Consider the following 25,314-nt stretch of genomic DNA (forward strand, 5'->3'; position numbering starts at 1 on the left):
ACGATGCCCGGCGCCATGCCGAAGGTTCCTCGAGCGGAAGGCGCCGGACGAACGCGGCCTTGGATGCGGAAGGCGTGGCGCGGGTTCCGCGCCAGGACAGGCAGACGCCGCGAGGCAGCGCCGCTGGAAGGTGAGTCAGAAGAACGACGGCCGCCTTGCGCCTAGGGCTCGGGCGGCGTCGCGGCCGATCAGGCGCCGGCCTGATCGGCGAACAGGCGCTGGCTGATCGCGCGGTTGTCCTCGTGAATGAGGTCCTTGTTCACCTCCTGGGTCACGAGCGCGCCGACCTGCGGCGAGAGCTCCTTGCGCAGGAGGCCGAGGAAGCGCGGCGCGGCGACCAGACGCAGTTCGTCGAAGCGCTTGCGCTGCAGGGCTTCTGCCAGGTGCTGCGCGACGCGCCTGGCGAAGCCCTGCGCTTCCTGGTGCTGCTGGTCCTCGCCGGCCGACGCGGTGACGCTCGAAGTGCCGCGCAGCCTGTGCTGCGGCGTTCCCTGGCTCGAGCCCTGCGGGGCGGCGCCGGCGCGGCGGCCGGCCGCATCGCGGTGGAGGTCGCCCTCCCGCGCGTGGGCGGCCGAATCGCTGAGCGCGTCGATCTCCTCGAGCTCGTTGCCGGTCTCCGGCCATCGAAGGAAGCGTGCGAGGCCCTCGTCGGCGACCACCACCCAGATCGTCCTGGCGTCGGCGCGCGGCACGACGCCTCGGTTGGCCCAGTCGCCGGCATGGCTGCGGCCGCTCACGTCGGACGCGCCGCCGTCGGGTGCGTCGCTGCTCTCGCGGACGTCGCCGGTGCGCTCGGCACCGCTCTGGCCGGCCTGCTGGCCGGGGCGCGCCGGAAGGCCGCTGTCGTTGCGATCCTGCCCTTCGGAGCGGTCGAGGCCGCCCGTGCTTGCCTTCGAATCTTGACTCATCGCCATCGCCGGTTGGTTGTCGAGACCGCCGCGCTGCAAGCGTCGTGCCCAGGGCGGGTCGGCCCGGGAGGTGCGGCGTGCCTGGCGGCCGAAGAGGCAAAGGGCGATGCCGCGCCAAGCAGCGGCGTTCCCCGGCCGTCGCGCAGGCTCGCGACCGTCACCATGGGCTTCGAAGACGACGGCGCGCGAGGCGACGCGCTGCCGCCAGCCGGCTCAGCGGTAGAACGCCTCGACGGTGCCCTTGAGCTTGATCAGCATCGGCCGGCCCTTGCGGTCGAGCGTGCGCCCGGCCGCGACCTTGACCCAGCCTTCGCTGATGCAGTACTCCTCGACGTCGGAGCGCTCGTTGCCGTTGAAGCGGATGCCGATCGGCCGCTCGAACACCTCGGCGACGTGATGCGGGCTGCGCGGGTCGACCGCGAGCCGGTCCGGCAGCGGCGGCAGGGCGGCGTCGGTGGCCGGTGTCTCGGGCGTCGGGGTCGTCTCGTTCATGGGCGCGCAATCTATCACCGTGGTCGAGGCGAACTCCGGGTGCGTCGACCGGCCGAGCAGCGGAGCCAGCGCGGCACCGCTGCTCGGCGCCGGCGCGTCAGGTCCGCCGGCGGCGCGTACCCGCGAGCGCGAGCAGCGCGAGGCTGCTGAGCGCGAGTGCGCCGGGTTCCGGTACCGTGCCGGCGAGCGGCACGAATCCGAGTCGCGCGTCGCCGTAGGTGGCTCCGCCCGCCACGCTGTAGCCGAACGACTGCGACAGGTTGAGGCGGATGCCGGCGGCGGTCTCGCCGGCCGGCAGACCGAAGCCGCCGACGCCGAGCGCGTTCGCCGTGAAGACCGACAGGTCGATCGCCGCCTCGATCACGTCGGGACTTCCGACGTTGTCGAGTGCGACGAAGCGAATGAGGTCGGCCGCCGTGTCGTTGTAGTAGATGCCCGTGTTGGGATTGAACGCTCGGTCGTTGGTGATCTCGAAGGCGATCGACGACCCGTTGTTGCCGTACGTGCCCGGGCCGTAGCGCAGCGAGTAATAAAGATTGCTGAACAACAGTCCTGCTGCATCGCCGCCGCCGGTCGTCTGTACCGCAGCGTAGAGATAGTTGGAGTCGCGGCGCGTGAAGATCTGGTAGGCCGTCGAGTTGCTCATGTTGGTCGGCGCGCCGAAGTTGCTGGTCGGCGCCGCCGGGTTGTACAGCACCTGGACAGGCGTCACGCCGGCCCATTCGGCACCGATGGCGCCGTCGAGCCCGACGGGCGCAGCGAACGAGGAATGGGTGATGGCCGCGATGGCGGCACCGATGAGAACTTGCTTGAGCATGGTCGACTCCGGGTTGGATGCGCCAGCCTCGAATGCAGGAAGCATGCCCTTCAGAGTTATCAACGACTTGGCGGCTCGTCGCGTCGGAGTTGTCAACTCGGGCGACATGTAAATAAGTCACGACTGCAATTCGTGACCGGCGATGCGCAAGTCGCCGAACTGGATGTCGTGTCGGCTTGCCAAGTCGAGATTGCCTCGCTTGCAAGTCGAGTCACCTGGCCGGTGTCAAGTGAATTGTCGGCAGATCGGCCGTCCTCACGCCGAACGGTCGACCGCGGGTGTGTGCGATCGTGTCGTGCGGACGAATGGTGGGGCGGTTGCCGGCGCCCTTGACAGGGGCCTGCGGCGCGCCGCAGTCTCGCCGCGCCGACACTGAAGGAGATCGCGATGGACGCTGCCGACCCCCCCGACGTGAAGCCGATCCGACCGCTCGAGGAGGTGCTGACGCGCCAGCGCCTGCCGTATTTCGTCGGCATTTCGGGATCGACGGTCGGCGCGCGCGGGCTGTCGATGCATCTGGTCGTGATCCCGCCCGGAGCGCGTGCCGACCCGCACTCGCACCGTGGCTACGAAACGGGCATCTACGTGCTCGAAGGCCGCGTCGAGACGCGTTATGGCCCGCGCCTCGAGCAGTCGGTGATCAGCCAGGCGGGCGACTTCCTGTTCATTCCGCCGGGCGTGCCGCACGAGGCCATCAACCTCAGCGCCACCGAACCGGCACGCGCGGTGGTCGCGCGCAACGATCCGGCCGAGCAGGACAAGGTCGATCCGTACCAGCCGGCGGCTGCGGGCTGAGCGCCGGCAGCCTGCCGGCTACGGCGCCGCGAGGCCGAACAGCGCGGCGCCGTTGTCCCACGCGATGCGCCGCGCCACCGCCGGCGGCAGGCTGCCGAGCCAGCCGCGCGCCTGCCGCATCAGGCCCTCGTAGTCGTCCCAGCGGGCGTTGATCCAGGTGTCGGAGCCGACCAGGAAGCGGTCGGGCATCGCGACCAGCAGCGCGCGCCACGCGGCGCTCGCGCTGCCGTCGGCGTCGACGAGCCCGGGCCGGTACGAGAGCTCGCCCATCAGCCGTGGATGGCGCTCCAGCAGCGTGCGCACGCGCTCGACCGGCACGCCGCCGATGCCGGTGTGAGCCCAGATCAGGCGCGCGTTCGGCGCATGCGCGAGCAGCTTCTCGACGGCGACGTCGTCGACGTGCGCCAGCACCGCGAGGTCGCGCTGGGCGGCGAGCTGCATCAGGCGGCGCGCGGTCGGTCCGTCGGCGTTGGCGCTGTCGTAGAGGTGGAACTCGCCGAGCCCGCGGTACGGCCCGGCGGCAGTTCCTGCGGCGAGTTCGCTCAGCACCATGTCGACGATCGTGGGATCGGCGTGCCAGCCCGTGTAGTCGGCGCGATTGCGGTAGAGCCGCACGAACGGCACGACCACGACGCCGGCGCGCCGCGTCGCGTCGGCCGCCGCGAGCGCCTTGCTGCCGTCGTTCGGCCGACTGTTGGCGATCACCGCGCGCACGCCGCTGCGCTGCATGCGGCCGAGCACGTCGGCGAGCGGGTAGCGCTCGGTGGCCTCGACGTTGTAGTGCAGGTGGGCGTCGAACAGGGGGCCACCATACGGCGTCGGCTCGGCGCGCGCGGCGGAGGCGGCCACCAGCGCGGCCAGGGCGAGGCCGGCAAGCTGCGCCGCGACCGCGGTCGCGCCTTTGCGACTCGGCGGCCAGCGGTGCGCATCGCCGGATGCGTTCCCGCTCGCCTGGAACCGCGCCGGCCCTCGCAGCGCGCTGCTGCGTCCGCCCAGCCACCCCCGCACCCTGGAAACGACCGCTTTCCCCACCCGCGCCGACTGCATCCGAACGTCTCCCGTGCGCTTCGCGCTGTAACGCCTGCAGGCGCCGACGTGGCGCCGCACGGGTCGATTCTGTGGCGCCCGAGCGCTCGTCGCACACCGGAACGAGGCCCTACCGCCGGCCGCGCCCGCCGGTCCGGCGCGGCTTGACACTCGCGCCGATCGGGTAACTCCCTGAAACCCGACGCCTTGGCAAGGGCGGGGTGCCGGTGCTAGAACCGGGCCGGCTCGGCGCAGGGCGACGGGAGATGGAGCGGGCTGTCGTGTATCACCGCAGGCGAGTAGCGATCAAGGAGCGCCGGATCTGGCGCATGACGTCGGATGCACCCACGGGAGAGCTGGTGGTGATCAGCGAAGAGGCCGCGAGGTCGGTCTCGCCACCGGCAGCGGCACCGGAACCCGAGGCCGCCCGGCCGCGCCGCGAAATCTCCGAGGCCGGGTGGCTCGGCTCGTCGTTCGACCTCCTGAACGGGGTCGAGATCACCGAGAACGCCGACAACAACGGCGGCGACGTGTTCGACACCTTCTTCAAGGAAGCGCCGCCGCCCCGGCGTACCTGAGGGACGGCGACGCGCCGCGCGCCATCGGTTCGACGGCGCTGCCTGGTCAGTCGGGCACGCCGAGCGCCGCGAAGTGCACGACCCACTCGTGCTCGGGCGAGCCGCCGACGAGCGCCGACGCCTCGGCGTCGTAGAACGCGCCGACCGCGCACGCGCCGAGGCCGCGCGCGGCGGCCTCGAGGTAGATCCGCTCCCCGACCCTGCCGGCTTCGATGAACGCGTGTCGATAGCCGCGTCCGGGGCCGAGCGGGTCGGCGGCGAAGGCGGCGCGATCGATCGACAGCACGAACACGGCCGCCGCCTCGCCGATCACGTCCTGGTGGAGCGCGGCGCCCCGCGCGGCGTCGCGCAAGGTGGCGGGAACCCGGCGCGGCCGCAGCGCGTCGGCCGCCGGGTCGTAACGGTAGGCGCCGGGCACCAGTCCGTCGACCGCGTGGACGACGACGTCGATGCGAACCGCGTGCGACAGCGTCGCTCCGTGGCCGGGCAGCGCCGCCAGCACACCGGCCAGCGCCGGCAGCGGCAGCGGCGCGGCTGCGAAGCGCCGCACCGAACGGCGCGCCGCGATGCGCGCCAGCACCTCGCCCGCGCGCTGCGCGCCGCCGGGCAGCACGAGGGTCGGTGCCGGCGCCGCCGCGCCGGCACGCAGCCCGCTCGCGCGGGGTTCCGGCGCGCGTGCTGCGCGCAGCGACGTCGCCGCATGGATCGCCGCGGTGACGCCGAGCGGCGCGGCTGACGCGAGATCGAGCGCCGGCGCGCGCCAGGCCGTCGGCGCCGCACCGGCGGGATCGCTGCCGCCGACGCCGGTCGCCGGCGCTTCGAGCGTCAGGACCGCGAGCACGCCTTCCTCGGCCTCGTCGATGCCCAGTGCGCCGGCGGCACGCGATTCGTCGAAGGCGGCGAGCGGGCGCGCGACCAGCCCGAGCGCGCCGGCGGCCACGACCAGGTTCTCGAGCGCATGCCCGAGGTCGGCGAGCACATAGCGATAGGTGCGGTCGCGGTACTTGTGTCCGGTGCGCCGGAACATCGCCGTGGCGACGACGCGCAGGCGGGGCGTGCCCGCGGGTGGTGACGCCGCCGCGGCCGTCGACGCGTTCCTGCTCGCCGTCGGCAGCGAGGGCTCGGCGGGGAGGCCCAGCTCCTCGTCGCTCGGGGCCGCGTCGCGCAGCCGTGCCAGCGCGTGACGCTCCGGGTCGTAATGCCAGAGCCCGTCGGCGAGCCCGGCGACTCCGCGCGCGACCACGTACAGCTCGGTCGCGTGCAGCGCTCCGGACGAGGGCGAGGCGCGCAGCAGCAGGCCGCCGCGCCGTTTGGTGACGCCGGTGGTGTGCCACAGCACGCTGCCGACCGCGCCGATCTCGAGGCCGCGTGCGCGCACCGCGCGCGGCGACGGCAGGGCCAGCGTCGGCCGCGCCGGGTCGCGCTTGAACGGCGGCGGCGGGTCGCCCCAGGCGACGTTCGGAACCCGCAGCAGCACGCCGGCGCGCGCGTGCGACGACGCGGCGTGGAAGCGCTCGACCGCCGCCAGCGTGGCGGCGGCGGCTTCGCGGCCCGGCGACCCAAGCAGCACCGACCTGCCCGGCGCCGGCAGCGCGTCGGAACGGCCCGAGCGGCCGATCCGCATGCCGAGCCCGAAGCCCACCGCGCCGGTCGCGAGCGCGGTGCCGGCGACCAGCCAGCGCCGTCGACCGGACCGGACTTCGGTGCCCGCCGGCGCGGCGACCGGTGCGCTGCCGATCTCGTTTGCGCGAGACGGGGCCGGCGCGCTGGCCGGCGCGTCCTCAGGCGAGGCTGCGGGAGCCCCGTGCGTCGTGTTTGCCGCTGCGCCGAGCCGGCGGGCCGCAGGTGGCGCCTCCGAGCTGCCGGCTGGCGAGGAGGGTGTCGTCACGGCGGCGCTCGCCGACCAGCCCAACATGCGCCGCCGCCGCGTCGCGTCGCGCCGCGGCCGCAGGCGCCGCCGCACGACGTGGCGCCACACCACGCCGAAGTTGAACACCAGGTGCAGCGCGACCAGCGCCAGCGTCGCGTAGCCGAACAGGTAGTGCCAGTCGAACACCGGCAGCTGCTGGTTGGCGACCCAGAAGATGCCGAGCCCGGCGGTCGCCAGCAGGTAGGCGAGCAGCAGCACGCTCGACCACACGTTGACCGCATGGCGGCGCGGCGCGCGCCCGCGCAGTGCCTGCACGGCGAACGCGGCTGCCGCGAGCAGCAGCGGGAGCACGATCCACGAGAGCTTGGACATCGACTTCGGGGCCGCGCGCGTTCGCCGTGGCGTTCCGGAGCGCGCGCGAGCCGGCGCCCGATCCTCGCCGATGCACGGTCAGTTGCGGAAGGTCTGGGTGACCATGAGCCCGTGGCGGCCGCCGTCGAGGATGCCGATGCCGACGCGGCCGAAGCGGCGCTGCAGGATGTTGGCGCGATGCCCCGGCGAGTTCATCAGGCCCTGGTGCGCCATCGGCAGGCTGCGCGCGAGGGCGAGGTTCTCGCCCGCTGCACGGAAGCGCAGCCCCGCCGCACGCATGCGGTCGAACGGATCCTTGCCGTCGGGCGTGAGGTGCGAGAAATAGCTGCGCGCGAACATGTCGGCCGAGTGCGCGCGCGCCACCGGCGTCGCTTCGGGGTCGGCCTGCAGCTCCGGCAGCCCGTTCTGGCGTCGCTCCTGGTTCACCAGCACGAGCATCGCCGCCTCGAGATCGGGGCGCGGCTTCGCGTTCTTCACGCTGAACGGCAGCTGCAGCGACTCGCGCGAGCCCGGCTGGACCGTCAGTCGCGTCAGGGTGCGGCTGAACGCCGGCTCGAAGATGGGCGTCAGCTGCTCCTCGACCCAGCCGGCCGGCTCGACGAGCTGCTGGGCCAGGCGGCTCTGGGCCACGTGCTCGGTGATCTCGTCGCTGAACGGCAGCGCGAGCAGCAGGAGCGCGACGATCGCCGCGTTGATGAGGCCTTGCGCGGCGCCCGGCAGCACGCCGAGCGCGCGATTCAGCACGTGGGGGTGCGCCTTCGCCGGCACCCGGCGGATCAGCGCGCCGAGCAGCAGCCCGAGCGCGAGGCGCGCGACCAGGAAGGCGATCAGGAACGCCGCGGGTGCCAGCCACACGCCCCAGCGCGCGCCCTGGGCTTCGATGAAGCCGGCGAGCGGTGGGTAGGCCCAGAACGCGAACGCGGCGCTGCCGAGCAGCGCGATCAGGTCGGCCGCGCCGAGGAGGAAGCCGCGTCGCCAGCCGCCCCAGACGCCGAACACGACCAGGACGACGAGCAGGATGTCGACGAGGTTCATCGCGGCGCCGAGGCAAGTGCGGTTCCCGTGGCTGCGCGCCCGGTCCTGCCGAGGCGGCCGGACGATCGTCCCGCGCCCTGTGTGGCCGTCGCCGTCTCGTTCGGCTTTCGTGCGGCTGGAGCGATCAAGACATCCGAACCGAGCACAAGCCGTTGGCCGCGCGGACCCAGCCGCGACCTCGCGCGACGCGGCGATCCGGCCGCCGCGCACAATGCCGGCCCCGGACCTGTGGAGGCTGTCGCCCGATGCTCGGTTGGTTGTTCAAGAAGAAGCCGCCCCCCGGCGCAGCCGCGTCGGCGCCGCCCGCGCCGGCGCCTGCAGCGCGTCCGCGTGGTTCCGCTCCGACGCCGCCGGCGGCGCCGGTCCTCGCGCCGTCGCCGCCGCCGATCGACTGGGCGCTGCGGCTGCAGCAGGCGAGCGGCGACGAGGCGGCGCTGCTCGAGATCGCCGCCTCGGGCGCACCGCTCGCGGTGCGCGAGGCGGCGATCGAGGCGATCGCGAGCGAGGCGGTGCTGAAGTCGGCCGAACGCAGCCTGCGCGAGCGCGACCGCCGCGTCGCGCGTCTGGCCAAGCAGCGTCACGCCGACCGCGTGGCCGAACGTCAGTCGCGCGCCGAGGCCGATCGCCTGGCGGCGGTCGCCGAGGCACTCGCCGGCGCCGAGCTGATCCCGGTCAACCGGCTCGCGGAACTCGACCGGGCCTGGCAGGCGCTCGACGCGCAGCGGCTCGAGCCCGCGCAGCGCGAGCGCTACACCGCCGCGATGAGCCGGCTGACGTCGCTGATCCGCGAACGCGGCGATGCCGCCTGGAAGGCGGAACGCTGGAGCGCGCGCGCCGAAGCCGCACGGCAGGCGCTGCAGGCGGCGAGCGCCGCGCGGGCCGGCGGAGCCGACGAGCGCGATGCGCTGACCGCCGCGCGCAGCGCCGCCGAGGCTGTGCTCCGCGAGCCGGACGCGCAGAGCGGCGGGGCGCTCCACGACGCGCTTGCCGCGGCGCTCGCGGACGCCGAGCGCGTCGAGGAACGGGCCGGTTTTCTCGAGCGGCTTCGCGAGCGTCCTGCGGCCATTCCGCCTGGAAGCTCCGGCAGCGGCGCGGCGTCTCGACGGCTCGCCGAGCCGGGGTCCGCGCGCGCAAACGGCGCTGCGGAGACCCTCGCGGAGGTGCCTTCAGGTGCAGCGACGGCCGACGCCGCCCCGCACGAGAGCGCTGCCGCGGCGACGCTCGACGCCGTGCCGGCCGGAGTCGATACCTCGGTGCCGCCAGGCGCAGCGCCTGATGCAGCGTCGGCCGGGTCCGGTGCTCCAGTGCCGGCAGGCGGTGCAGCGGCCGACGCAGCGCCGGCCGAAGTCGGCGACGAATCCTCGCCGGTCGAGGCGACCGCTTCTCCGGCGGCCGAGGAGCGTCTGGAGCGCCTCCCGCGCGACGTGCTCGGGGAAGCCGCCGACGTCGCCGCAGGCGCCGCGCCCGAGGTCGACGGCAGCACGACGACGTCTCCGGCCGACGGCGGCGTTGCACCGGCGCCCCGGTCATCCGAAGCGGGGGCCTCGTCGTCCGAGGCGGCTGCGGAGCCCGCGCTGCCTGAAGCGCCTCCGCAGGCACCGCCCGTGGAGGCGGCGTCCTCCGGCGCGCCGAGCCCCGAGTCTGCCTGGCGTGCCTTCGCTCCTCTCGCGGATGCGCAACTGCACGAGCTGCTCGAGCGCCGCTTCGCGGCCTGGCAGCAGGCCGAGGCCGACGCGCGGCAGGCGCGCCGCACCCAGCGCGTCGAGCAGAAGAAGATGCAGCAGCGCGCCGCCCGCGCGGGTCAGGTCGACGGCCTCGACGGCGCGCTCGACCAGGCCGCCGAGGCGCTCGCCGAGGGCCATGTCGACGCCGCGCGCGGGCTGCTCGCCGGCGTCGATGCCCGGGCGGCGCAGGGCGGGGTCAGCGAGAAGCAGCGCGCGCGCATCGGCGCGCTGCACGCCGAGCTGGCGCGCCTCAAGGGCTGGCAGCAGTGGGGCGGCGCGGTCGCGCGCGACGAGCTGGTGGCCGAGGCCGAGGCGCTGGCGAAGCTCGACGCCGACGGGCAGCCGCTGCCGGTCAAGGAGCGCGCCGAGCGCATCGCCGCCCTGCGCGCGCGCTGGAAGGAGCTCGACCGCCTCGGCAGCGCCGGCAGTGCCGCCGCCTGGCGGCGCTTCGACGAGGCGCTCACCAGTGCGTACCAGCCCGTGGCGGCCCACACCGCAGCGCAGCGCGCGGCGCGCGAGCAGAACCTGCAGCAGCGGCTCGAGCTGCTCGACGCGTTTGATGCCGTCGCCGTTCCCGGCCAGGAGCGGCCAGCGAACGCGACGACGGTCGACGCGCAGCAGCCGGTGGGATCGCTGGGCGCCGGCACACGGCCGGAGGCGCTGGGCGACGAGGCGCCAGGCGCCGCTTCGGACGTCGGCGAGGAGGACTCCGGAGAACCCGTGGCACGGCACGCGGCCGAGTCAGCGTCCGCGGACCACGCTGCGCTCTCTGACCAGGTCGTTTTCGCCGGCCAGGTGGCGCCCTCCGACCGCACCGCCTCGGCCGACCCCGCCGGCACCCCTGCAGCGGCCGCCGTGGCGGCCGCGGCCCACGGAGCGGGGCTCGGCGACGACTCGACCCGACCGGCTGGATTGTCGCCCGAGGCGTCAGCGCATGCCTCCGACGATCGCGCCGGGGCAGCGAGCGCCCGGCGCGCGCCGGCGCCGGCGGCTGCCGCGCCCGCGCGAGCGAACGCGCCAGTCCTGGCGAACGATGTCGCGCCCGTCGATTGGCGCGGCGTCGTCCAGGCGCTCGATCGCTTCCGCGCCGGCTGGCGCGCGCTCGGGCCGGTCGAGCACACCGTGCCGCGCGGCGAGCGCGAGCGCCTGCTCGAGCGCATGCGCCGGTCGCTGGCGCGGCTCGAGGAGCCGCTCGCGGCGGTCCGCGAAGCGGCGCGTCGCGAGCGCGACGCGCTCGTCGGCCGGGCCCGCGCGCTCGCCGAGGAAGCGGCCGGTGCGCGCGGCATGCGCGACCTCGGACCGCGCGTTCGCGAGCTGCAGAGCGCGTGGCAGCAGCAGGCGCGCGCGGTTCCGCTGCCGCGCACGGTCGAGAACGCCGCCTGGGCCGAGTTCAGGGCGGCGCTCGACGCGGTGTTCCAGGCGCGCGACGCCGTGCACGACGCGCGCGACGCCGCCCTGCAGGCGAACGCCGCCGAGCGGCGCGCGCTGATCGAGCGTCTCGGCGCGCTCGCGCCGGACGCCGGCGTCGCCGAGCTGCGTCATGCGCTGGCGAGCGCGGACGCCGCGTGGAACCGCTGCGGCCCCGCGCCGCGCGACGCCGTCGCGGCGCTTGACCAGGCGTTCCGTGCGACGCGCGAGGCGATCGCCCGCCGCCTTGCCGACGCGGACGCTGCCGCGCGGCGCGCTGCTGCCGAGGCGCTCGAAGCCAAGCTCGCGCTCTGTGAAGCGCTCGAGCGCGGTGATGCCGGTGTCGACCGCACGAGCATGGAGGCGCGCTGGGCCACGCTGCCGGCGCTCGCGCCGGCGTGGGAGCGTGCACTCGCGCACCGGGCGGGGCTGACAGCGCCGGCGACCAGGGCAACGTCGGGTACCACCGTCGCGACCGACGACCTGCTGCTGCAGCTCGAGGCGGCACTCGGCCTCGCGTCGCCGCCGGCGCTCCAGGAAGCCCGCCGCGCACTCAAGCTGCAGGCGATGAAGGCGGCGCTCGAAGGGCGCGGCGCGGCGCCGGCGACGCGCGACGAGCTGGTCGCCGCGCTGCTCGGGCGCCCCGGTCTCGACGCGGCGCAGCGTGAGCGTTTGCAGCGCGCGCTCGCCGCGCTCGCGGAGGCCGATCGCTGATCCGGGCGGCGCGGCGGCGGCACGCGCCGCCCGGCGCTGCTTCGGTGAGGTGCCGGCAGCGTCCCCATCTCTCGCGGGCACCCAGCACCTAAGTGAAGTGCGGGCAAGTCGTGCCCGGCGCGCTGCGCGGCCCCGCGTCTATCCGGCTGCGGAAGCCAGCGTGGCATCACGCCGCCGGCGAAGCCGCCCTGCGGCGCGAAGCGCCGGAGCAGCGCGTCAGCCGCGCCGTCCAGCGGCGCGCTTCACGCGAGCGCGTCGTGCAGCGCGACGAACTCCTGCGTCAGCTTGTGACGCGGGTCCATGAAGATCATCGGCCACGACTGCTCGTGCGACTCCTTGATGCGCACCGACGACCCGAGGTAGGGCTGCAGCACCGGCAGGCCCTCGTCGACGAGCTCCTGCACCAGGCGCTGCGGCAGGTTGGCGCGCGGCTGGAACTGGTTGACGACGATCCCGCCCACCTTCAGCGCCTTGTTGTGGTCGGCCTGGATCTCCTGCACGTTCTCGAGCAGCGTGTAGAGCGCGCGCCGCGAGAAGTCGTCGCAGTCGAACGGAATGAGGCACCGCTCGCAGGCGATCAGCGCCGAGCGCGTGTAGAAGTTGAGCGCCGGCGGCGTGTCGACGTAGATGCGGTCGTACGAGCCGTCGAGCTCGTCGAACGCCTCGCGCAGCTTGTAGATCTTGTGGCGCGACTCGAGCTTGCCGTGCAGCTCGTCGAGTAGCGGGCTCGACGGCATCACGTGCAGGTCGTCCCAGGGCGACTCGACGACGAACTCGGCCGCCCCCTTCGGACGCATCGTGAACTTGAGCGACTGGTCGAAGAAGCCGGCCACGCCTTCGTTCGCGTCCTCGCGCTCGCCGAGCAGGTAGCGCGTCGAGTTGCCCTGCACGTCGAGGTCGACGACCAGCGTGCGCAGGCCCTGCTGGGCGCTGATCGCGGCGAGGTTGCAGGTGATCGTCGACTTGCCGACGCCGCCCTTCTGGTTGAACACCACGTACCGCATCGTGCCCCGGCCTGCTAGCTGCTGAAGCGTCGATTGTGCACTGCACAAGAACCGGCGTCGTCAGCGATCCTCGTGCAGGTAGCTCGGCTTCTTCGGCAGGCGCAGCGCGACCAGAAAGGCGATCACCATCATCGCGGTCACGTACCAGTAGAACGCCGACTCGTGACCGATCGACTTGAGTCCGAGCGCGACGTATTCGGCCGAGCCGCCGAACATCGCGTTGGCGACCGCATAGGCGAGGCCGACGCCGAGCGCGCGCACCTCGGGCGGGAACATCTCGGCCTTCACGATGCCGCTGATCGACGTGTAGAAGCTGACGATCGCCAGCGCCAGGATGATCAGCGCGAACGCGACGTACGGGTTCGTGGCGTCGTTGAGCGCGCTCATGATCGGCACCGTCGCGAGTGCGCCGAGCGCGCCGAACAGCAGCATGTTGTTGCGTCGCCCGATGCGGTCCGAGAGCGCGCCGAACAGCGGCTGCATGCACATGTAGACGAAGAGGGCGAACGTCATCACGTTGCTGGCGGTCTTGATCGACATGCCCGCCGAGTTGACGAGGTACTTCTGCATGTAGGTGGTGAACGTGTAAAAGATGAGCGAGCCCCCGGCGGTGTAGCCGAGCACGGTGAAGAACGCGGCCTTGTGGTGCCGGAACAGGCCGCCCACCGTGCCCGCCTCCTGGTGCGAGCGGCTCGCCTCGCTCGCCGTCTCGCTGAGCGAGCGCCGCAGGTAGAGCGCGACCACCGCGGTCGCCGCGCCGATCACGAACGGGATGCGCCAGCCCCATGCGCGCAGCTCGTCCTCGCTCAGCAGCGCCTGCAGGACGACGACCACCAGCACCGCGAGCAGCTGGCCGCCGATCAGCGTGACGTACTGGAACGACGAGAAGAAGCCGCGCTGGCCGCGCAGCGCGACCTCGCTCATGTAGGTGGCGGTGGTGCCGTACTCGCCGCCGACCGAGAGGCCCTGGAACAGGCGCGCCATCAGCAGCAGGAACGGGGCCCAGGCGCCGATCTGCGCGTAGGTCGGCAGGCAGGCGATCAGCAGCGAGCCGCCGCACATCATGGTCACCGACACCAGCATCGACACCTTGCGGCCCTTGCGGTCCGCGAGACGCCCCAACAGCCAGCCGCCGATCGGCCGCATCAGAAAGCCCGCCGCGAACACGCCCGCGGTGTTGAGCAGCTGCGCGGTCGAGTCAGATTTCGGGAAGAACGCCGGCGCGAAGTAGAGCGCGCAGAACGCGTAGATGTAGAAGTCGAACCATTCGACCAGGTTGCCCGAGGAGGCGGCGACGATCGAGAAGATGCGGTGACGCTTCTCGTGCGCGGTGTAGGGGTCGGACGGCGCGGCGGTGGGCGCGAGATCCTCGGCGGGGGCGATGTAGGTCGACACGGGCAGGCTCCTGGTGCACGCGGCGCCGGGCCGTGCGGGCCCGCGCCACGCGGGGCCACGGCAAGAGGGATGCCGGTCCGGGGTTGCTCGCCCGGAGGCGCATGCCGGCGCGAGCCGGCGCAGGGACCGCCGGCCGCGCGCCGCCATGGGAGCGCTTCTTGCCAGCTTCGCCGCGCCCCCACCCGAGCCAAAGGACAACCACATGCTTGCCATGGAGTACCGCGGTCCGTACCGCATCCGTACCGTCCAGAAACCCGAGCCGCGAATCGAGCACCCGAACGACGCCATCGTGCAGGTGCTGCGCTCGTGCATCTGCGGGTCCGACCTGCACCTCTATCACGGGCTGGTGCCCGACACGCGCGTCGGCTCGACCTTCGGCCACGAGTTCGTCGGCCGCGTCATCGAGGTCGGCTCGTCGGTGCGGAACCTCGCGATCGGCGACACGGTGCTGGTGCCGTTCAACATCTTCTGCGGGACCTGCTTCTTCTGCCGCAAGGAGCTGTTCGGCAACTGCCACAACGTCAACCCGGAAGCCACCGCGGCGGGTGGCATCTACGGCTACTCGCACACCACCGGCGGCTACGACGGGGGACAAGCCGAGTACGTGCGAGTGCCGCTGGCCGACGTCGGCCCCACCAAGATCCCGCCGTGGATGAAGCTCGACGACGCGGTGCTGCTGACCGACGCGTTCCCGACCGGCTACCAGGCGGCCGAGATGGGGAGCATCAAGGAAGGCGACACGGTGGTCGTGTTCGGCGCCGGTCCGGTCGGCATCTTCGCGGCCAAGTCGGCCTGGCTGCTCGGGGCCGGGCGCGTGATCGTGGTCGACCACGTCGAGTACCGGCTCGAGTTCGTGCGCAACTTCGCCCAGTGCGAGACGGTCAACCTCAAGGAGGTCGACGACATGGTCGTCCACCTCAAGAAGATGACCGACTGGCTCGGCCCCGACGTCTGTGTCGACGCGGTCGGCGCCGAGGCGGTCGGCGACTTCCTGCAGCACCTGACCGGCGTCAAGCTGCTGCTGCAGGCCGGCTCGGCGACCGTGCTGCACTGGTGCATCAACTCGGTCCGCAAGGGCGGCACCGTGTCGGTGGTCGGCGTCTACGGGCCGACCTTCAACGCGGTGCCGATGGGCAACGTGGTCAACAAGGGTCTCACGCTGCGCGCCAACCAGGCGTCGGTGAAGCGCCACCTGCCGCGCCTCATCGAGCACATCGAGGCCGGCCGCGTCGAGCCGCACAAGATCATCACGCACCGGGTGCCGCTCGAGGAGGTCGCCGACGCGTACCACGTGTTCTCGAGCAAGCTCGACAACTGCATCAAGACGGTGCTGATCCCGCCCGGCGTCACGCAGTGAGCGCCGCAGCCGACAGGAGCAACCCCAGCATGGACACATCGAACCAGACGACCACCCATCCGCTCGGCCGCAACGGCGCGAAGGGGTCGCTGCTCGACGTCGGCGACGTCAAGCAGTCCGGCAACAGTCCGATCGGCAATCTCGCGCCTGTCGGGCCGACCCCGATGCGCACCCCGCCGCCGTCGCACGAGCACATCCAGGGCTGGGGCGCCGACCTCGACCACGCGAACCGGCCGGCGTACCCCAAGGAGCGCACGCCGCCGCGGCTCGAAGGCGTGCACTGGGACCAGCCGTCGCCGCAGCCGCGCACGGTCGAGGTGCTGAAGTCGGTCGAGCATCCGGTCATGACGCCGGTGTTCGGTACGACCGTTCCGCCCAAGGGCCTCAGCGGGCAGATGCGGCGCTTCGCGTTCCGCTTCAGCGAAGGCGACATGCGCCATTGGCTGATCCTGCTCGCCGCCGACCGCGTGAACATGGTCGAGGGCCTGATCGACGACTTCTCGCGCGGTACGCCGCCGAACGTCTTCAAGGAAGTCGGCGGACCCGCCGCGATCAAGCACAACCCGGTCGGCACGGCGCGCAAGGCGCTGGTGTTCGGCGCGCTGCTCGGCGCCGGCTACCTGATGCTGACCCGCGACAGCCGGCGCGAGCGCCAGCGCGAACGACCGGCGGCGCGCCTCGAGCGGCCGCGGCGCCGGCGCTAGCCCGCGACGGACCGGCGGGAGCCGGGCGGCCGACCGCCAGCGATCGGCGCCCCTCTGGAAGGCCCGCGAGCGCGCCGGGCCGTGCCGTGCGTCACGCTCGGCCTCGGGGGCGCGCCCCGTGTCTCGCGCTGCGCCGTGACGGCTCGCTAGCGGCGTGCTCCCGGCCCCCCACCGACGCGCGTCATCCTCAGTTCGACCACCGGCATCGCGCCCGCGTGGATGTCCGGACCATGCGCATGCGCGTGATCGTGGCCGTGCGCGGCGTCAGGGTCGACGATGCCCCCGACCAGCGTCTTCGCGTCGACGGGCGCGACGCGGATCGCGAGCGGCGGGCACTGGCGAGCGAGCTTGTCGCGCGCGACGAGGATGTCGAGCTGCATCGGACTGCTGCGCAACACCGTCACCGGAAAGCGATGCCCGGCGCACGCGCCGGAGGCACGGCCGCTCTCGACCCACGTCGCCGCCTTGGCGCCCAGCGTCAGGCGTGCCGCGCGCTCGGGGCGCCCGGCCTCGCGCAGCGCGACGTTCCACGTGCCCGCGTAGATCGACTTCTGCTGCGCCGGCGGGCTCGCCGACGCGAGCGGAGCGCTGCAGGCGAGCGCGAGGACGGCGGACGGAGCAAGCAGGCGAGGCGACATCGGGACCTTCGCGGCGGACAGGGCGCCGGGTGAGACGATCGGACGGCGGCGGGCCGGGCAGCAGGGAATCGCACCACCTGCTGCCGGTCGGACCTCGCCGGGCACGGCCGGGAGGATACGGGCTCCGGAAACGACAGCAGCCCCCGCAGGGGCTGCTCGGGTCGAAGGCAAGCTTCGACGGCTGGCGACGCGCCGACCGAAGCCGGCGCGCGATCGCTCAGCGGGTCGTCGTGGTGCGGGTGGTGCCGGCGGTCGAGACGGTCGCGTCGGCGCGGCGCACGAAGCCGAAGTACGCGGCGATCGCGGCGAGCAGGGCGTGCAGCCAGATGTCGTTGCCGTACAGCGGGATCAGGCCGAACGTGGTGTGCAGGTTCAGCGCCGGGATGAAGCCCATCACCATCAGCAGCGCGTAGATGATCGCCACCGCCTTGGCATAGGCGACCGCCCCTGTCGCCGAGCGTGCCGCGACGAGACCCCAGACGCCGAACAGCAGGTGGACGATGTTGTGCAGCACGTTCACCGGGAAGAGGCCCAGTTCGAGGCCGAGCCCGGAGGTGACGCGCACGTCGGGGTGGGTGTGCTCGACGGTCATGCCCGGGATGAAGCCGGCGGCGCCGACGACGAGAAAGATGATGCCGAAGATGAGTGCGAATCGTTGTGTGGTCATGGTGGGTTCCGGTGGGTCGGGGAAAGCCGCCGCATGGCGCAAGGCCATCCGGCGGACGGCAGGGTCGCGGACACGAAGGCAAGCGCTGTACCCAGGCCGGCACCGCTCCACGTTTGCCGCCCGGAGCGATGGCTGTATGTCTGTACAGTATCGGCCGATGCAGGTCCTGATCCGTCTCTTGCGCCGGCGCGGCGTTCCGATCGCCCCGCCCGTGCTCGAGGCGACGCTGTGGACCGAGGGGACGCTCTGCACCTCGCGCCAGCACGGCGCGCGCTGCCTCGGCATCAAGGCGCTGTCGGCGCACCCCGACGCGGCTCCGATGGCGCTGCTGTTCGCGCCCGCCGTGGTGCGGGTCGACGGCGAAACGCTGGTGCTGCGCGGCATCGAGCGCGTCGAGGACGCGAGCGGCGTGGTGGCGGGCGTGGTGCAGGAGTGGGCGGTGCGCAGCCGACCGTCGCTCGGGCCGCTCGGGCGGCTCTCGCCGCAGGCGCACGCCGTTCGCCCGGACCTGCCGGCGTGAGCATCGCGCGCCCCCGGGCGGCCGCGAACGCGGCGATCGACAAGCAACGGCGACGCACATCGAGCCGATCGCAGGCGCGGGACCGGGCGCGTGCCCCCGGCCCGGGGTTTTGCGCGCGATCCGCACCGCTGGCACTCCGCTTGCCGCTGCGCCTCACCAATCCACGAGGAGTGCCATGGAAGCGAAGGCAAGACTGTTCGGTCACCCGATCCACCAGATGCTGGTGGTGTTTCCGCTCGGGCTGCTCGGCACGTCGGTCGTGTTCGACCTGATCCACCTGTTCAGCGACTCCACCACCGCGGCGACGGTCGCCTACGCGCTGATCTCGGCCGGGCTGATCGCCGGCGTGATCGCGGCGCCGTTCGGGACCATCGACTGGCTGGCGGTGCCGGCCAACACGCGCGCCAAGAAGATCGGAGCGCTGCACGGCGGCGGCAACCTCGTGGTGCTGTTGCTGTTCCTGGCGAGCTGGTTCCTGCGCCGCGACAACGTCGCAGACCCGTCGACGCTGGCCTGGGTGCTGTCGTTCGCGGGTGCCGGCGTCTCGCTGCTCACCGCGTGGCTGGGCGGCGAGCTCGTCGACCGGCTCGGCGTCGGCGTGTCGCCGAACGCGCATCTCGACGCGCGCAGCTCACTCGACGGTCCGGCCGACGCCGCGACCAAGCCCACGCGCGCGCAGGCGCGCTAACGCGAACCGGCCGTCGCGCGCGGCCGGGTGCGCGGCGCGGCTTCAGTTCGCGTTCGGGTCCGGGTCCGGCGCGGTCTGGCCGGCGGCCGCGCTGCCGCCGGCAGTGTCTTCCGGCGCACGCGCCGGGGCATCCTGACTCGAGTGGTGCTCGAGCTTCCAGTCGACCTCGTCCTTTCGCGTGGACGTGCGCCGCTCGGCGTGCATCGCGGCGCTCGGCGAGATCGGGTCGCTTGCCGGGAAGGTCTCCTCGATCGCCTCGTCGAGCAGCTCCTGGTAGGTGCGGGGCGGCTCGGCAGCGGTGGTGGTATCGGGCTTGAGGGTCGGATCGTTCATGGCCACTCTCCAGGGCGGTTTGCTTCGACCGCATCGCAGCATCCGATGTGCCCGCAAGCCTGACCCGACCGCGGGCGCGCGCCTTGCCGACGACGCGGCAACAGGAGGCGCCATGAACGATCCCTTGGTCATCAGCTTCAGCAGCTTCGAGCAGGCGACCGAAGCGCACCGCGCCCTGCTCGACGCGGGCTTCGACCCCGACGCGGTGCAGCTGCGCGTGCAGGAGGACGAATCCGGTCCTGTCGAAGGCAACTTCCTCGTCGGCAATGGCCGCATGGGCACCGGCGAGCAGATGACGGTCGGTGGGCAGCGCCTCGGCCCGGAGACGCCGTACGGCGCGAACTTCGAGGAACCGGTCTGGCGCGGCAGCCACGTCCTGATGGTGATGCCGGCCGACGACGCGCAGCGCAGCCGCGCCACGACGCTGCTGCAGGGGCTCGGCGGGCACGACGTCAACGCGGCACAGGCCGGCGCAGCGCCTGCGGCCTGAGGCCTGCCGTCGCGCCGGGTAAGCTCGGCGGATGACTTTCTTCCGACCTGCCTGGGCGGTGGCGCTCGCCGTCGCCGCCGCGGGCGCCGCGGCGCAGGAGGAGGTGCCGTTCGTCACCTCCCCCGACCGCGTGACGCTCGCGATGCTCGAGATCGCAAACGTCGGCGCCCGCGACCACGTCGTCGATCTCGGCTCGGGTGACGGCCGCATCGTCGTCACCGCCGCGCGCCGCTTCGGCGCGAGCGGTTTCGGGGTCGAGATCGTCCCGGACCTCGTGTCGAGGAGCCGCGCCAACGCGCGCGCCGCGGGCGTCGAGGCACGCGTCGAGTTCCGCGAGCAGGACCTGTTCGCGACCGACCTCGCGCCGGCGTCGGTAGTCACGATGTACCTGCTGCCAGACGTCAACCTCGCGCTGCGGCCGCGTCTGCTGGCGCTCGCGCCCGGCACGCGCGTGGTCTCGCACGACTGGGACATGGGCGACTGGACGCCCGACCGCACGCTGACGATCGACGTGCCCGACAAGCCGATCGGTCGCGAGCGCGTCTCGCGCGTGCATCTCTGGACCGTGCCGGCGCGCGTGCACGGCCTCTGGTGCGGCGCCGACGCCAGCCTCGACATCACCCAGCGTTTCCAGCGCTTCTCGGCCACCTTGACGGCAACCCCGCGGGCGGCGCCGGGCACCAGCGCACCGAACCTGCCGCCGCAGGTGTTCGACGGCCGTGTCGATGCGGCGTCGCTGCGCGAGAACGCCACCGACGCGGTCGTGCTGGTCGCCGACGCCGACGGTCGTACGCTGCGCTCCGCGGCCGACGCCACCCGGCGCCTGGGCGGTGCGGTGTTCACGCGGGCGCCGGCCGCGGGCTGCCGATGATCGCGCGTCCACCCGGGAGCCGCCGCCATGCGTGAGCCACGCTGGCGGCGTGAAGGCGAGGAGCCGGACTACCGGTTCTCGCTCGCCAACGAGCGCACGTTCCTGGCCTGGATCCGGACCGCGCTGTCGCTGCTCGCCGGCGGCGTGCTGCTCGAGCAGTTCGCGACCCGCCTCAGCCCGCGCGCGGCCCTCGTCACCCTCGCGACGTCGCTCGCGGTGCTGGCGGCGCTGCTCAGCCTGATCGCCTACGTGCGCTGGCGCGCCAACGAAATCGCGATGCGTCACAAGCGGCCGCTGCCGAGCAGCGTCGCGCTGCCGCTGCTGGCGCTGGCGGTGTTCGTCGTGGCGGGGGCGATCGCGATGCTCCTGCTGCGCCAGTAGCGATGGCCCGGCCGCCGCGCCTCACCGAGCCGCGCGACGCCGGCCTGCAGGCCGAGCGCACCGGTCTCGCCTGGAGCCGCACCGCGCTGGCGATGTTCGTCAACGCGGTGCTGATCCTGCGGGCCGGCGTCTCGACCGACGTCGTCGCGATCTCGGCGGTCGGGGTGGTGCTGTTCGTGGCCGCACTCGGGGCGACCGCCTGCGGCATCTGGCGGCGCGACCAGCTGATGCGCGGAGACGTCGTCGATGCGGCGTCGCCGCTGATGCTCGGCGCGGTCGCGCTGGCGACGCTGCTCGGCTGCGCGGGGGCGATCGCGTCGATGGTGGTGGGCAGCCCCTGACCGTCACGCGTCAGGCGCCGAAGACTGGCGCCGAGGAGGCTGCCGCTACACGTGCAGCAGCAGGTGCTCGCGCTCCCACGGCGAGATCACCTTCATGAACTCGTCGTGCTCGACGTCCTTGACCTCGGTATAGACGGTGACGAACTCCGAGCCGAGCACCTCGCGCAGGTCGTCGTTCTCGCGCAGCAGCTGCACCGCCTCGCCCAGGCTGCGCGGCAGGCTGTAGTCGCGCAGGTAGGCGTCGGTGGTGCACTCGTCCTCGGGCTCGATGCGGTTGCGGATGCCGAGCCAGCCGCAGGCGAGCGTCGCGGCAAGCGCGACGTAGGGGTTCGCGTCGGCGCCGATCACGCGGTTTTCGACCCGGCGCGCCGCCGGCCCGGCGATCGGCGCGCGGATGCCGACCGTGCGGTTGTCGGTGCCCCACTGGATGTTGATCGGCGCGGCGGTGAAGCGCGCGAGGCGCCGGTAGCTGTTGACGTACGGCGCGAACAGCGCCATCGCGCTCGGGATGTACTTCTGCAGGCCGCCGATGTACCAGTAGAACGCCTGGCTCGGCGAGCCGTCCTCGTTGCTGAACAGGTTGCGGCCGCTCTCGCGGTCCACGAGGCTCTGGTGCACGTGCATCGCGCTGCCCGGCTCGCCGGCGATCGGCTTGGCCATGAAGGTCGCGAACATGTCGTGGCGCAGGGCCGCCTCGCGCACCGTGCGCTTGAACAGGAATACCTCGTCGGCGAGCTCCATGGGGTGCGAATGGAAGAAGTTGATCTCCATCTGCCCGGCGCCGGTCTCATGGATCAGCGTGTCGACGTTGAGCTTCATCTGCTCGCAGTACGCGTAGACGTCCTCGAACAGCGGGTCGAACTCGTTGACCGCGTCGATCGAGTACGACTGCCGCGACGACTCGCGGCGCCCGCTGCGCCCGATCGGCGGCTTGAGGGGCATGTCGGCGTCGTTGTTGCGCGACACCAGGTAGAACTCGACCTCCGGCGCGACGATGGGGTTCCAGCCGGCGTCCTCGAACAGCTTGCACACGCGGCGCAGCATCGAGCGCGGCGCGAACGGGATCAGCTTGCGGTCGCGGTCGTAGCAGTCGTGGATCACCTGCGCGGTCGGGTCGGTCGCCCACGGCACGATGCGCACCGTCGACGGGTCGGGCTCGAGGTGCATGTCGACGTCGGTCGAGCTGATCACGTCGAAGTACGGGCCCTTGAGCGGCGTCTCGCCGGTCACGCTCATCGCGACCACGCCTTCGGGCAGGCGCATGCCGCGCTCCTCGGTGAAGCGTTCGCGCGGCAGGATCTTGCCGCGCGCGACGCCGGTGAGGTCGGGCACCAGGCACTCGACTTCGGTGACGCCGCGGTCGTCGAGCCAGCGCTCGAGCTGGGCGAAGGTTTCAGGGGCGGGGGAAGGCATTCGATTCATGGGAGATCAGGTGAGCCGCGAGGCCCGGAACCCGCGCGCCTCGACGCGCAGCCCCGACGCGAGCCGATCGACGACCTGCCCGTGCAGCGAGTCGACGTCGATCACCGGCTCGCCGAGCAGCGCATCGAGCACGCCGTCGGGTTCGATCGGGGCGTCGCGGGCGGCGCCACACCGCGTCGACGCAAGGCTTGGCGACGACGTGGCACCGCTGCTGTCCGAGCACCCGGTTGCAGTCCGGGACGATGACGATCGGCTGGGCGTCGGGAACAGAAGGCGTCGGCATCGGTTCGGGACGGAAGGCGTCGCGGCGGCATGCCGCTCGCGGCGCGTCGGGCGCCGTGCGCCGACCTGCCCCGGGCGGCAACCGCCGTGCCCGAGCGCGTCAGGAGCCGGGACAAGGCTCGCGGGTCGCGTCCGGCAGGTTGGCCAGCGGCTCGAAGCCGGCGGCCGCCGCGGCCGCCACCCGCTCGGTCGGCACCTCGAAGATCACGATCCGGCCGTCGGGCGCGCCGCACAGCGCCGCCCGCATGCGGCCGTCCCTGCCGCAGGCGGTGCCGAGAACCGGAACGCCGGCCGCCGCGAGCTCGCGCTCGAGGGTGGCGCGCGGCGGCGGCACTTCGCACTGGCGCGAGCCGAGCGGCTTGTAGACGGCGACGGCGCCGCTGGCGGCGCTGGCGGCGCTCGCGCCCGGAGCCGCTCGGCCCGGCTGCGCAACCCCCGGTGCGCTGCACGCGGCAAGCGTCGCGAGCGTGCCCAGCAGCACCGGCAGGCTGCGGCGCTGCGGCCGGCGAGAGGTGCGGTGAGGTCGTCGGGGTTCGCGCGTCATGGCGGGCTCCTTGCAAGTGGCGGACCTGTTCGGTCGTGGGCGGCGCGCGCGATCTCGCGTTGCGAGACGGTCGTCGCTCGGCCCGGCTCAGTCGTCGTCGACCCGGATGCGCTTCAGCCGCGCCGACGCGCCGGTGCGCAGGGTGACGCGGCTGCGCGCGACGCCGAAGCGTTCGGCGACGAGCCTGAGCAGCTCGTCGTTCGCCTTGCCGTCGACCGGCGGCGCCTTCAGCTCGGCCGCCCAGGTGCCGTCCTCGCCCGGCTCGACGAGCACGCTGAGGCGCGCGTTCGGCTGCACCTTGATCTGCAGCAGCTTCACGGCGTGCCTCCACACACGCCAGTCAACCGGCTGGCGTGATCGCGACCGCGACGTCGCACAGGACCTCGCCGCACGGCACCGTGAGCTCGCCGCCGCCATGCGCGAGCACCCGCGTGCCGACGACCTTGCCGCTGCGCGTGTCGAACAGCGTGCAGCGGTAGTGCCCGGGCGCGAGGCCCGGCACGGTCAGGCCCGCCGGCAGCGTGGGGCCGTCGGTGCGCAGCGTGCCGTTCGGCGCCAGGTGGTCGGTGCGCAGCAGCCAGCCGAGCGCCTGATGCTCGTCGCCGCACGCGAACACCGCCAGGCCCGGCGTCGCGCGCGCCTCGTCGTTGAGGTTGCGACGACGGAAGCGCGTCCAGTCGATCAGCGGCAGGAAGCGCGCGAGACCGTGCTGGGCGACCCGCATGCCGTGCGTCAGCACGTGCGGGTGGCGGTTCGGCCAGCGCATGCCGCCGCCGGCGCCGCCGCTCGCGAGGTGAGCCCACTGGATGTGGCGGAAGTACTCGTCGTCGAACGCCTCCGGCAGGATTCGGTGATGGTCGAGAAAGGCGTGGATGGGCCCGTGCTCGGAATCGAATACCGGCCGCCCGTCGCTCGCCTCGCGCACGGCGGCACGCATCAGGCGACCGGTCGCGAGCGCCGGCGCGACGGTGTCGCGCGGGTCGTCGATGGTGTCGCGCTCGTAGAGGTGCGTGTTCGCGAAGTCGAGCCGCGGATGGCGGAACACCGGATCGCAGAGGGCCGGCCAGCGCAGCAGCTCGGGGCCGAAGATCGACACCGTCTGCAGGTGCGCGCGGCCGTGCAGCCGCAGCTCGAGGTCGCGCAGGAAGCTGCCGACATCGTCGATGAACGGCTCGCAAGCCGCCGGATCGTCCTCGCCGTGCGCCGGGTGCATCTCGTTCCAGAGGTCCCACGCGAAGAGCGCCGGGCTCGCGCCCCAACGCCGCGTCGCGAACTCGAGGCGCGCCTTGATCGCCGCACGCGTCGCCGGGCAGGTGATGAGCCGGCGGCGGTCGCTGCACGGACCGCCGTTGGCCGCGTTGTACGGGTGGTGGTGCCAGTGGCGCCAGGTGAAGAAGGTGTCGAACGGCGTCAGCAGCAGGTAGATGCCGACTTCCTCGCAGAGCGCGAACAGGTCGTCCCAGAGCCGCACCATGTTTGGCGCGAAGCGGCCGGCCGGGCGCTCGAGGAAGCGATGCCGGCTCTGCGCGTACTCGAGCATCAGGCGCAGGCAGTTGACGCCGTGCTCCTTGAGCCAGCGCAGATGCGCGCGCACCGCCGGCACGTTGCGGCGCTGGAACAGGCCCGCGAGCTCGGGCCAGCCGACCGCGTCGTTGTGGCCGATCGGCGTCCACGCCTCGGCGCGCTCGGTGACGAAGTACGGCAGACCGGGCCGTGACTCGATCCAGGGCAGGGGAGCGCTGCGGGTGGCGGGTGGCGGGGCGGCCGGTGGCGCGCTCGTTGGCGCGGGTTCGCGGTCGAGAAGGGCGAGGTCGGGTGCGGGATTCACGTGCGCGGCGGGTGGACGGATGGGTTGCGGCAAGCTCGATGCCGGCCCGGGCGCGGCGATGCTAGCGAAGCCCGGCGCCGCGGTTCGGGCACCGCGCTTGCTTCGACGGAG

Annotated in this window: 27 protein-coding genes; 11 read left to right on the forward strand and 16 right to left on the reverse strand. The window is 73.1% G+C overall.

What is annotated here, in order from left to right; translation table 11 throughout:
• Window positions 1-188: 188 nt before the first annotated feature.
• The 3 genes from HQN59_RS08580 to HQN59_RS08590 form a co-directional block, all read right to left on the reverse strand.
• Window positions 189-908: a host attachment protein gene (locus HQN59_RS08580; protein ID WP_176068120.1), complete on the reverse strand. Its 720-nt coding sequence runs from the start codon at window positions 906-908 to the stop codon at window positions 189-191.
• Window positions 909-1,121: 213 nt separating this feature from the next.
• On the reverse strand, window positions 1,122-1,400 hold the full coding sequence (locus tag HQN59_RS08585; RefSeq protein WP_176068122.1) for a DUF3297 family protein: 279 nt from the start codon (window positions 1,398-1,400) through the stop codon (window positions 1,122-1,124).
• Between the two features lie 97 nt (window positions 1,401-1,497).
• Window positions 1,498-2,217, reverse strand: a complete 720-nt coding sequence (locus HQN59_RS08590; RefSeq protein WP_176068125.1) for a PEP-CTERM sorting domain-containing protein — start codon at window positions 2,215-2,217, stop codon at window positions 1,498-1,500.
• A gap of 387 nt (window positions 2,218-2,604) precedes the next feature.
• On the opposite strand from HQN59_RS08590, the gene HQN59_RS08595 reads away from it, so the two are divergent.
• Window positions 2,605-3,012, forward strand: coding sequence for a cupin domain-containing protein (locus tag HQN59_RS08595; protein ID WP_176068127.1), 408 nt, complete (start codon window positions 2,605-2,607; stop codon window positions 3,010-3,012).
• Between the two features lie 18 nt (window positions 3,013-3,030).
• Here HQN59_RS08595 and HQN59_RS08600 read toward each other — a convergent pair whose 3' ends face one another.
• On the reverse strand, window positions 3,031-3,861 hold the full coding sequence (locus HQN59_RS08600; RefSeq protein ID WP_342451160.1) for an amidohydrolase family protein: 831 nt from the start codon (window positions 3,859-3,861) through the stop codon (window positions 3,031-3,033).
• A gap of 506 nt (window positions 3,862-4,367) precedes the next feature.
• On the opposite strand from HQN59_RS08600, the gene HQN59_RS08605 reads away from it, so the two are divergent.
• Window positions 4,368-4,616: a hypothetical protein gene (locus tag HQN59_RS08605; RefSeq protein WP_176068131.1), complete on the forward strand. Its 249-nt coding sequence runs from the start codon at window positions 4,368-4,370 to the stop codon at window positions 4,614-4,616.
• Between the two features lie 46 nt (window positions 4,617-4,662).
• On the opposite strand, the gene HQN59_RS08610 is transcribed toward HQN59_RS08605, so the two are convergent.
• Both HQN59_RS08610 and HQN59_RS08615 read right to left on the reverse strand, forming a co-directional pair.
• Window positions 4,663-6,858 (reverse strand): SagB family peptide dehydrogenase, encoded by a 2,196-nt coding sequence (locus HQN59_RS08610; RefSeq protein ID WP_176068133.1) that lies wholly within the window; start codon window positions 6,856-6,858, stop codon window positions 4,663-4,665.
• 78 nt (window positions 6,859-6,936) lie between these two features.
• The gene (locus HQN59_RS08615; protein ID WP_176068135.1) at window positions 6,937-7,893 is read right to left on the reverse strand and encodes a CvpA family protein; all 957 of its coding nucleotides are present in this window, start codon (window positions 7,891-7,893) and stop codon (window positions 6,937-6,939) included.
• Window positions 7,894-8,138: 245 nt separating this feature from the next.
• On the opposite strand from HQN59_RS08615, the gene HQN59_RS08620 reads away from it, so the two are divergent.
• On the forward strand, window positions 8,139-11,738 hold the full coding sequence (locus HQN59_RS08620; RefSeq protein ID WP_176068137.1) for a DUF349 domain-containing protein: 3,600 nt from the start codon (window positions 8,139-8,141) through the stop codon (window positions 11,736-11,738).
• Window positions 11,739-11,980: 242 nt separating this feature from the next.
• Here the strand turns inward: HQN59_RS08620 and HQN59_RS08625 are convergent, their stop codons facing one another.
• A complete protein-coding gene (locus HQN59_RS08625) occupies window positions 11,981-12,742 on the reverse strand; it encodes a ParA family protein (RefSeq protein ID WP_176068139.1) in 762 nt (253 codons plus the stop codon).
• A gap of 60 nt (window positions 12,743-12,802) precedes the next feature.
• Window positions 12,803-14,137, reverse strand: coding sequence for an MFS family transporter (locus tag HQN59_RS08630; RefSeq protein WP_425342699.1), 1,335 nt, complete (start codon window positions 14,135-14,137; stop codon window positions 12,803-12,805).
• Window positions 14,138-14,339: 202 nt separating this feature from the next.
• On the opposite strand from HQN59_RS08630, the gene HQN59_RS08635 reads away from it, so the two are divergent.
• The gene (locus tag HQN59_RS08635) at window positions 14,340-15,494 is read left to right on the forward strand and encodes a zinc-dependent alcohol dehydrogenase (protein WP_176068142.1); all 1,155 of its coding nucleotides are present in this window, start codon (window positions 14,340-14,342) and stop codon (window positions 15,492-15,494) included.
• Between the two features lie 29 nt (window positions 15,495-15,523).
• Window positions 15,524-16,198, forward strand: a complete 675-nt coding sequence (locus HQN59_RS08640) for a hypothetical protein (protein ID WP_217703967.1) — start codon at window positions 15,524-15,526, stop codon at window positions 16,196-16,198.
• Between the two features lie 146 nt (window positions 16,199-16,344).
• On the opposite strand, the gene HQN59_RS08645 is transcribed toward HQN59_RS08640, so the two are convergent.
• Complete coding sequence (locus tag HQN59_RS08645) at window positions 16,345-16,836, reverse strand: hypothetical protein (protein WP_176068144.1); 492 nt, start codon at window positions 16,834-16,836, stop codon at window positions 16,345-16,347.
• A 217-nt stretch (window positions 16,837-17,053) separates the two neighbouring features.
• On the reverse strand, window positions 17,054-17,503 hold the full coding sequence (locus HQN59_RS08650) for a DUF4383 domain-containing protein (RefSeq protein ID WP_176068146.1): 450 nt from the start codon (window positions 17,501-17,503) through the stop codon (window positions 17,054-17,056).
• Between the two features lie 157 nt (window positions 17,504-17,660).
• On the opposite strand from HQN59_RS08650, the gene HQN59_RS08655 reads away from it, so the two are divergent.
• Window positions 17,661-18,023 (forward strand): hypothetical protein, encoded by a 363-nt coding sequence (locus HQN59_RS08655; protein ID WP_176068148.1) that lies wholly within the window; start codon window positions 17,661-17,663, stop codon window positions 18,021-18,023.
• Window positions 18,024-18,198: 175 nt separating this feature from the next.
• Complete coding sequence (locus HQN59_RS08660) at window positions 18,199-18,711, forward strand: DUF2231 domain-containing protein (RefSeq protein ID WP_176068150.1); 513 nt, start codon at window positions 18,199-18,201, stop codon at window positions 18,709-18,711.
• Between the two features lie 42 nt (window positions 18,712-18,753).
• Here HQN59_RS08660 and HQN59_RS08665 read toward each other — a convergent pair whose 3' ends face one another.
• On the reverse strand, window positions 18,754-19,044 hold the full coding sequence (locus HQN59_RS08665) for a hypothetical protein (protein WP_176068152.1): 291 nt from the start codon (window positions 19,042-19,044) through the stop codon (window positions 18,754-18,756).
• A 112-nt stretch (window positions 19,045-19,156) separates the two neighbouring features.
• On the opposite strand from HQN59_RS08665, the gene HQN59_RS08670 reads away from it, so the two are divergent.
• The 4 genes from HQN59_RS08670 to HQN59_RS08685 are packed head-to-tail and all read left to right on the forward strand — an operon-like array spanning window position 19,157 to window position 21,127.
• Window positions 19,157-19,534, forward strand: a complete 378-nt coding sequence (locus HQN59_RS08670) for a hypothetical protein (RefSeq protein ID WP_176068154.1) — start codon at window positions 19,157-19,159, stop codon at window positions 19,532-19,534.
• A gap of 31 nt (window positions 19,535-19,565) precedes the next feature.
• Entirely contained in the window at window positions 19,566-20,405 is an 840-nt protein-coding gene (locus HQN59_RS08675; protein ID WP_176068156.1) for an SAM-dependent methyltransferase, read from the forward strand.
• A 27-nt stretch (window positions 20,406-20,432) separates the two neighbouring features.
• Window positions 20,433-20,786: a YidH family protein gene (locus tag HQN59_RS08680; RefSeq protein WP_176068158.1), complete on the forward strand. Its 354-nt coding sequence runs from the start codon at window positions 20,433-20,435 to the stop codon at window positions 20,784-20,786.
• A 2-nt stretch (window positions 20,787-20,788) separates the two neighbouring features.
• Window positions 20,789-21,127 carry a DUF202 domain-containing protein gene (locus HQN59_RS08685; protein ID WP_176068160.1) on the forward strand — a complete coding sequence of 113 codons (339 nt, stop codon included), beginning with the start codon at window positions 20,789-20,791 and terminating at the stop codon, window positions 21,125-21,127.
• 45 nt (window positions 21,128-21,172) lie between these two features.
• On the opposite strand, the gene HQN59_RS08690 is transcribed toward HQN59_RS08685, so the two are convergent.
• The 5 genes from HQN59_RS08690 to HQN59_RS08710 all read right to left on the reverse strand — a co-directional run bounded on the left by HQN59_RS08690 (window position 21,173) and on the right by HQN59_RS08710 (window position 25,203).
• A complete protein-coding gene (locus HQN59_RS08690) occupies window positions 21,173-22,540 on the reverse strand; it encodes a glutamine synthetase family protein (RefSeq protein ID WP_176068162.1) in 1,368 nt (455 codons plus the stop codon).
• A 15-nt stretch (window positions 22,541-22,555) separates the two neighbouring features.
• Window positions 22,556-22,819 (reverse strand): gamma-glutamyl-gamma-aminobutyrate hydrolase family protein, encoded by a 264-nt coding sequence (locus HQN59_RS26495; protein WP_176068483.1) that lies wholly within the window; start codon window positions 22,817-22,819, stop codon window positions 22,556-22,558.
• A gap of 112 nt (window positions 22,820-22,931) precedes the next feature.
• On the reverse strand, window positions 22,932-23,375 hold the full coding sequence (locus HQN59_RS08700) for a hypothetical protein (protein WP_176068164.1): 444 nt from the start codon (window positions 23,373-23,375) through the stop codon (window positions 22,932-22,934).
• A gap of 87 nt (window positions 23,376-23,462) precedes the next feature.
• A complete protein-coding gene (locus HQN59_RS08705) occupies window positions 23,463-23,693 on the reverse strand; it encodes a DUF167 domain-containing protein (protein WP_217703968.1) in 231 nt (76 codons plus the stop codon).
• Between the two features lie 22 nt (window positions 23,694-23,715).
• Window positions 23,716-25,203 (reverse strand): glycoside hydrolase 5 family protein, encoded by a 1,488-nt coding sequence (locus tag HQN59_RS08710; protein WP_217703970.1) that lies wholly within the window; start codon window positions 25,201-25,203, stop codon window positions 23,716-23,718.
• Window positions 25,204-25,314 lie beyond the last annotated feature (111 nt).

The sequence above is a fragment of the Rhizobacter koreensis genome (assembly GCF_013366375.1).
Lineage (GTDB): Bacteria > Pseudomonadota > Gammaproteobacteria > Burkholderiales > Burkholderiaceae_C > Schlegelella_A > Schlegelella_A koreensis.

Coding starts and splice junctions, on each gene's coding strand:
- HQN59_RS08615 (WP_176068135.1), bottom strand. CDS start 7,893: ATGAACCTCGTCGACATCCTGCTCGTCGTCCTGGTCGTGTTCGGCGTC.
- HQN59_RS08590 (WP_176068125.1), bottom strand. CDS start 2,217: ATGCTCAAGCAAGTTCTCATCGGTGCCGCCATCGCGGCCATCACCCAT.
- HQN59_RS08655 (WP_176068148.1), top strand. CDS start 17,661: ATGCAGGTCCTGATCCGTCTCTTGCGCCGGCGCGGCGTTCCGATCGCC.
- HQN59_RS08675 (WP_176068156.1), top strand. CDS start 19,566: ATGACTTTCTTCCGACCTGCCTGGGCGGTGGCGCTCGCCGTCGCCGCC.
- HQN59_RS08660 (WP_176068150.1), top strand. CDS start 18,199: ATGGAAGCGAAGGCAAGACTGTTCGGTCACCCGATCCACCAGATGCTG.
- HQN59_RS08580 (WP_176068120.1), bottom strand. CDS start 908: ATGAGTCAAGATTCGAAGGCAAGCACGGGCGGCCTCGACCGCTCCGAA.
- HQN59_RS08605 (WP_176068131.1), top strand. CDS start 4,368: ATGACGTCGGATGCACCCACGGGAGAGCTGGTGGTGATCAGCGAAGAG.
- HQN59_RS08685 (WP_176068160.1), top strand. CDS start 20,789: ATGGCCCGGCCGCCGCGCCTCACCGAGCCGCGCGACGCCGGCCTGCAG.
- HQN59_RS08625 (WP_176068139.1), bottom strand. CDS start 12,742: ATGCGGTACGTGGTGTTCAACCAGAAGGGCGGCGTCGGCAAGTCGACG.
- HQN59_RS08635 (WP_176068142.1), top strand. CDS start 14,340: ATGCTTGCCATGGAGTACCGCGGTCCGTACCGCATCCGTACCGTCCAG.
- HQN59_RS08650 (WP_176068146.1), bottom strand. CDS start 17,503: ATGACCACACAACGATTCGCACTCATCTTCGGCATCATCTTTCTCGTC.
- HQN59_RS08700 (WP_176068164.1), bottom strand. CDS start 23,375: ATGACGCGCGAACCCCGACGACCTCACCGCACCTCTCGCCGGCCGCAG.
- HQN59_RS08645 (WP_176068144.1), bottom strand. CDS start 16,836: ATGTCGCCTCGCCTGCTTGCTCCGTCCGCCGTCCTCGCGCTCGCCTGC.
- HQN59_RS08595 (WP_176068127.1), top strand. CDS start 2,605: ATGGACGCTGCCGACCCCCCCGACGTGAAGCCGATCCGACCGCTCGAG.
- HQN59_RS08640 (WP_217703967.1), top strand. CDS start 15,524: ATGGACACATCGAACCAGACGACCACCCATCCGCTCGGCCGCAACGGC.
- HQN59_RS08610 (WP_176068133.1), bottom strand. CDS start 6,858: ATGTCCAAGCTCTCGTGGATCGTGCTCCCGCTGCTGCTCGCGGCAGCC.
- HQN59_RS08680 (WP_176068158.1), top strand. CDS start 20,433: ATGCGTGAGCCACGCTGGCGGCGTGAAGGCGAGGAGCCGGACTACCGG.
- HQN59_RS08690 (WP_176068162.1), bottom strand. CDS start 22,540: ATGCCTTCCCCCGCCCCTGAAACCTTCGCCCAGCTCGAGCGCTGGCTC.
- HQN59_RS08620 (WP_176068137.1), top strand. CDS start 8,139: ATGCTCGGTTGGTTGTTCAAGAAGAAGCCGCCCCCCGGCGCAGCCGCG.
- HQN59_RS08670 (WP_176068154.1), top strand. CDS start 19,157: ATGAACGATCCCTTGGTCATCAGCTTCAGCAGCTTCGAGCAGGCGACC.
- HQN59_RS08585 (WP_176068122.1), bottom strand. CDS start 1,400: ATGAACGAGACGACCCCGACGCCCGAGACACCGGCCACCGACGCCGCC.
- HQN59_RS08665 (WP_176068152.1), bottom strand. CDS start 19,044: ATGAACGATCCGACCCTCAAGCCCGATACCACCACCGCTGCCGAGCCG.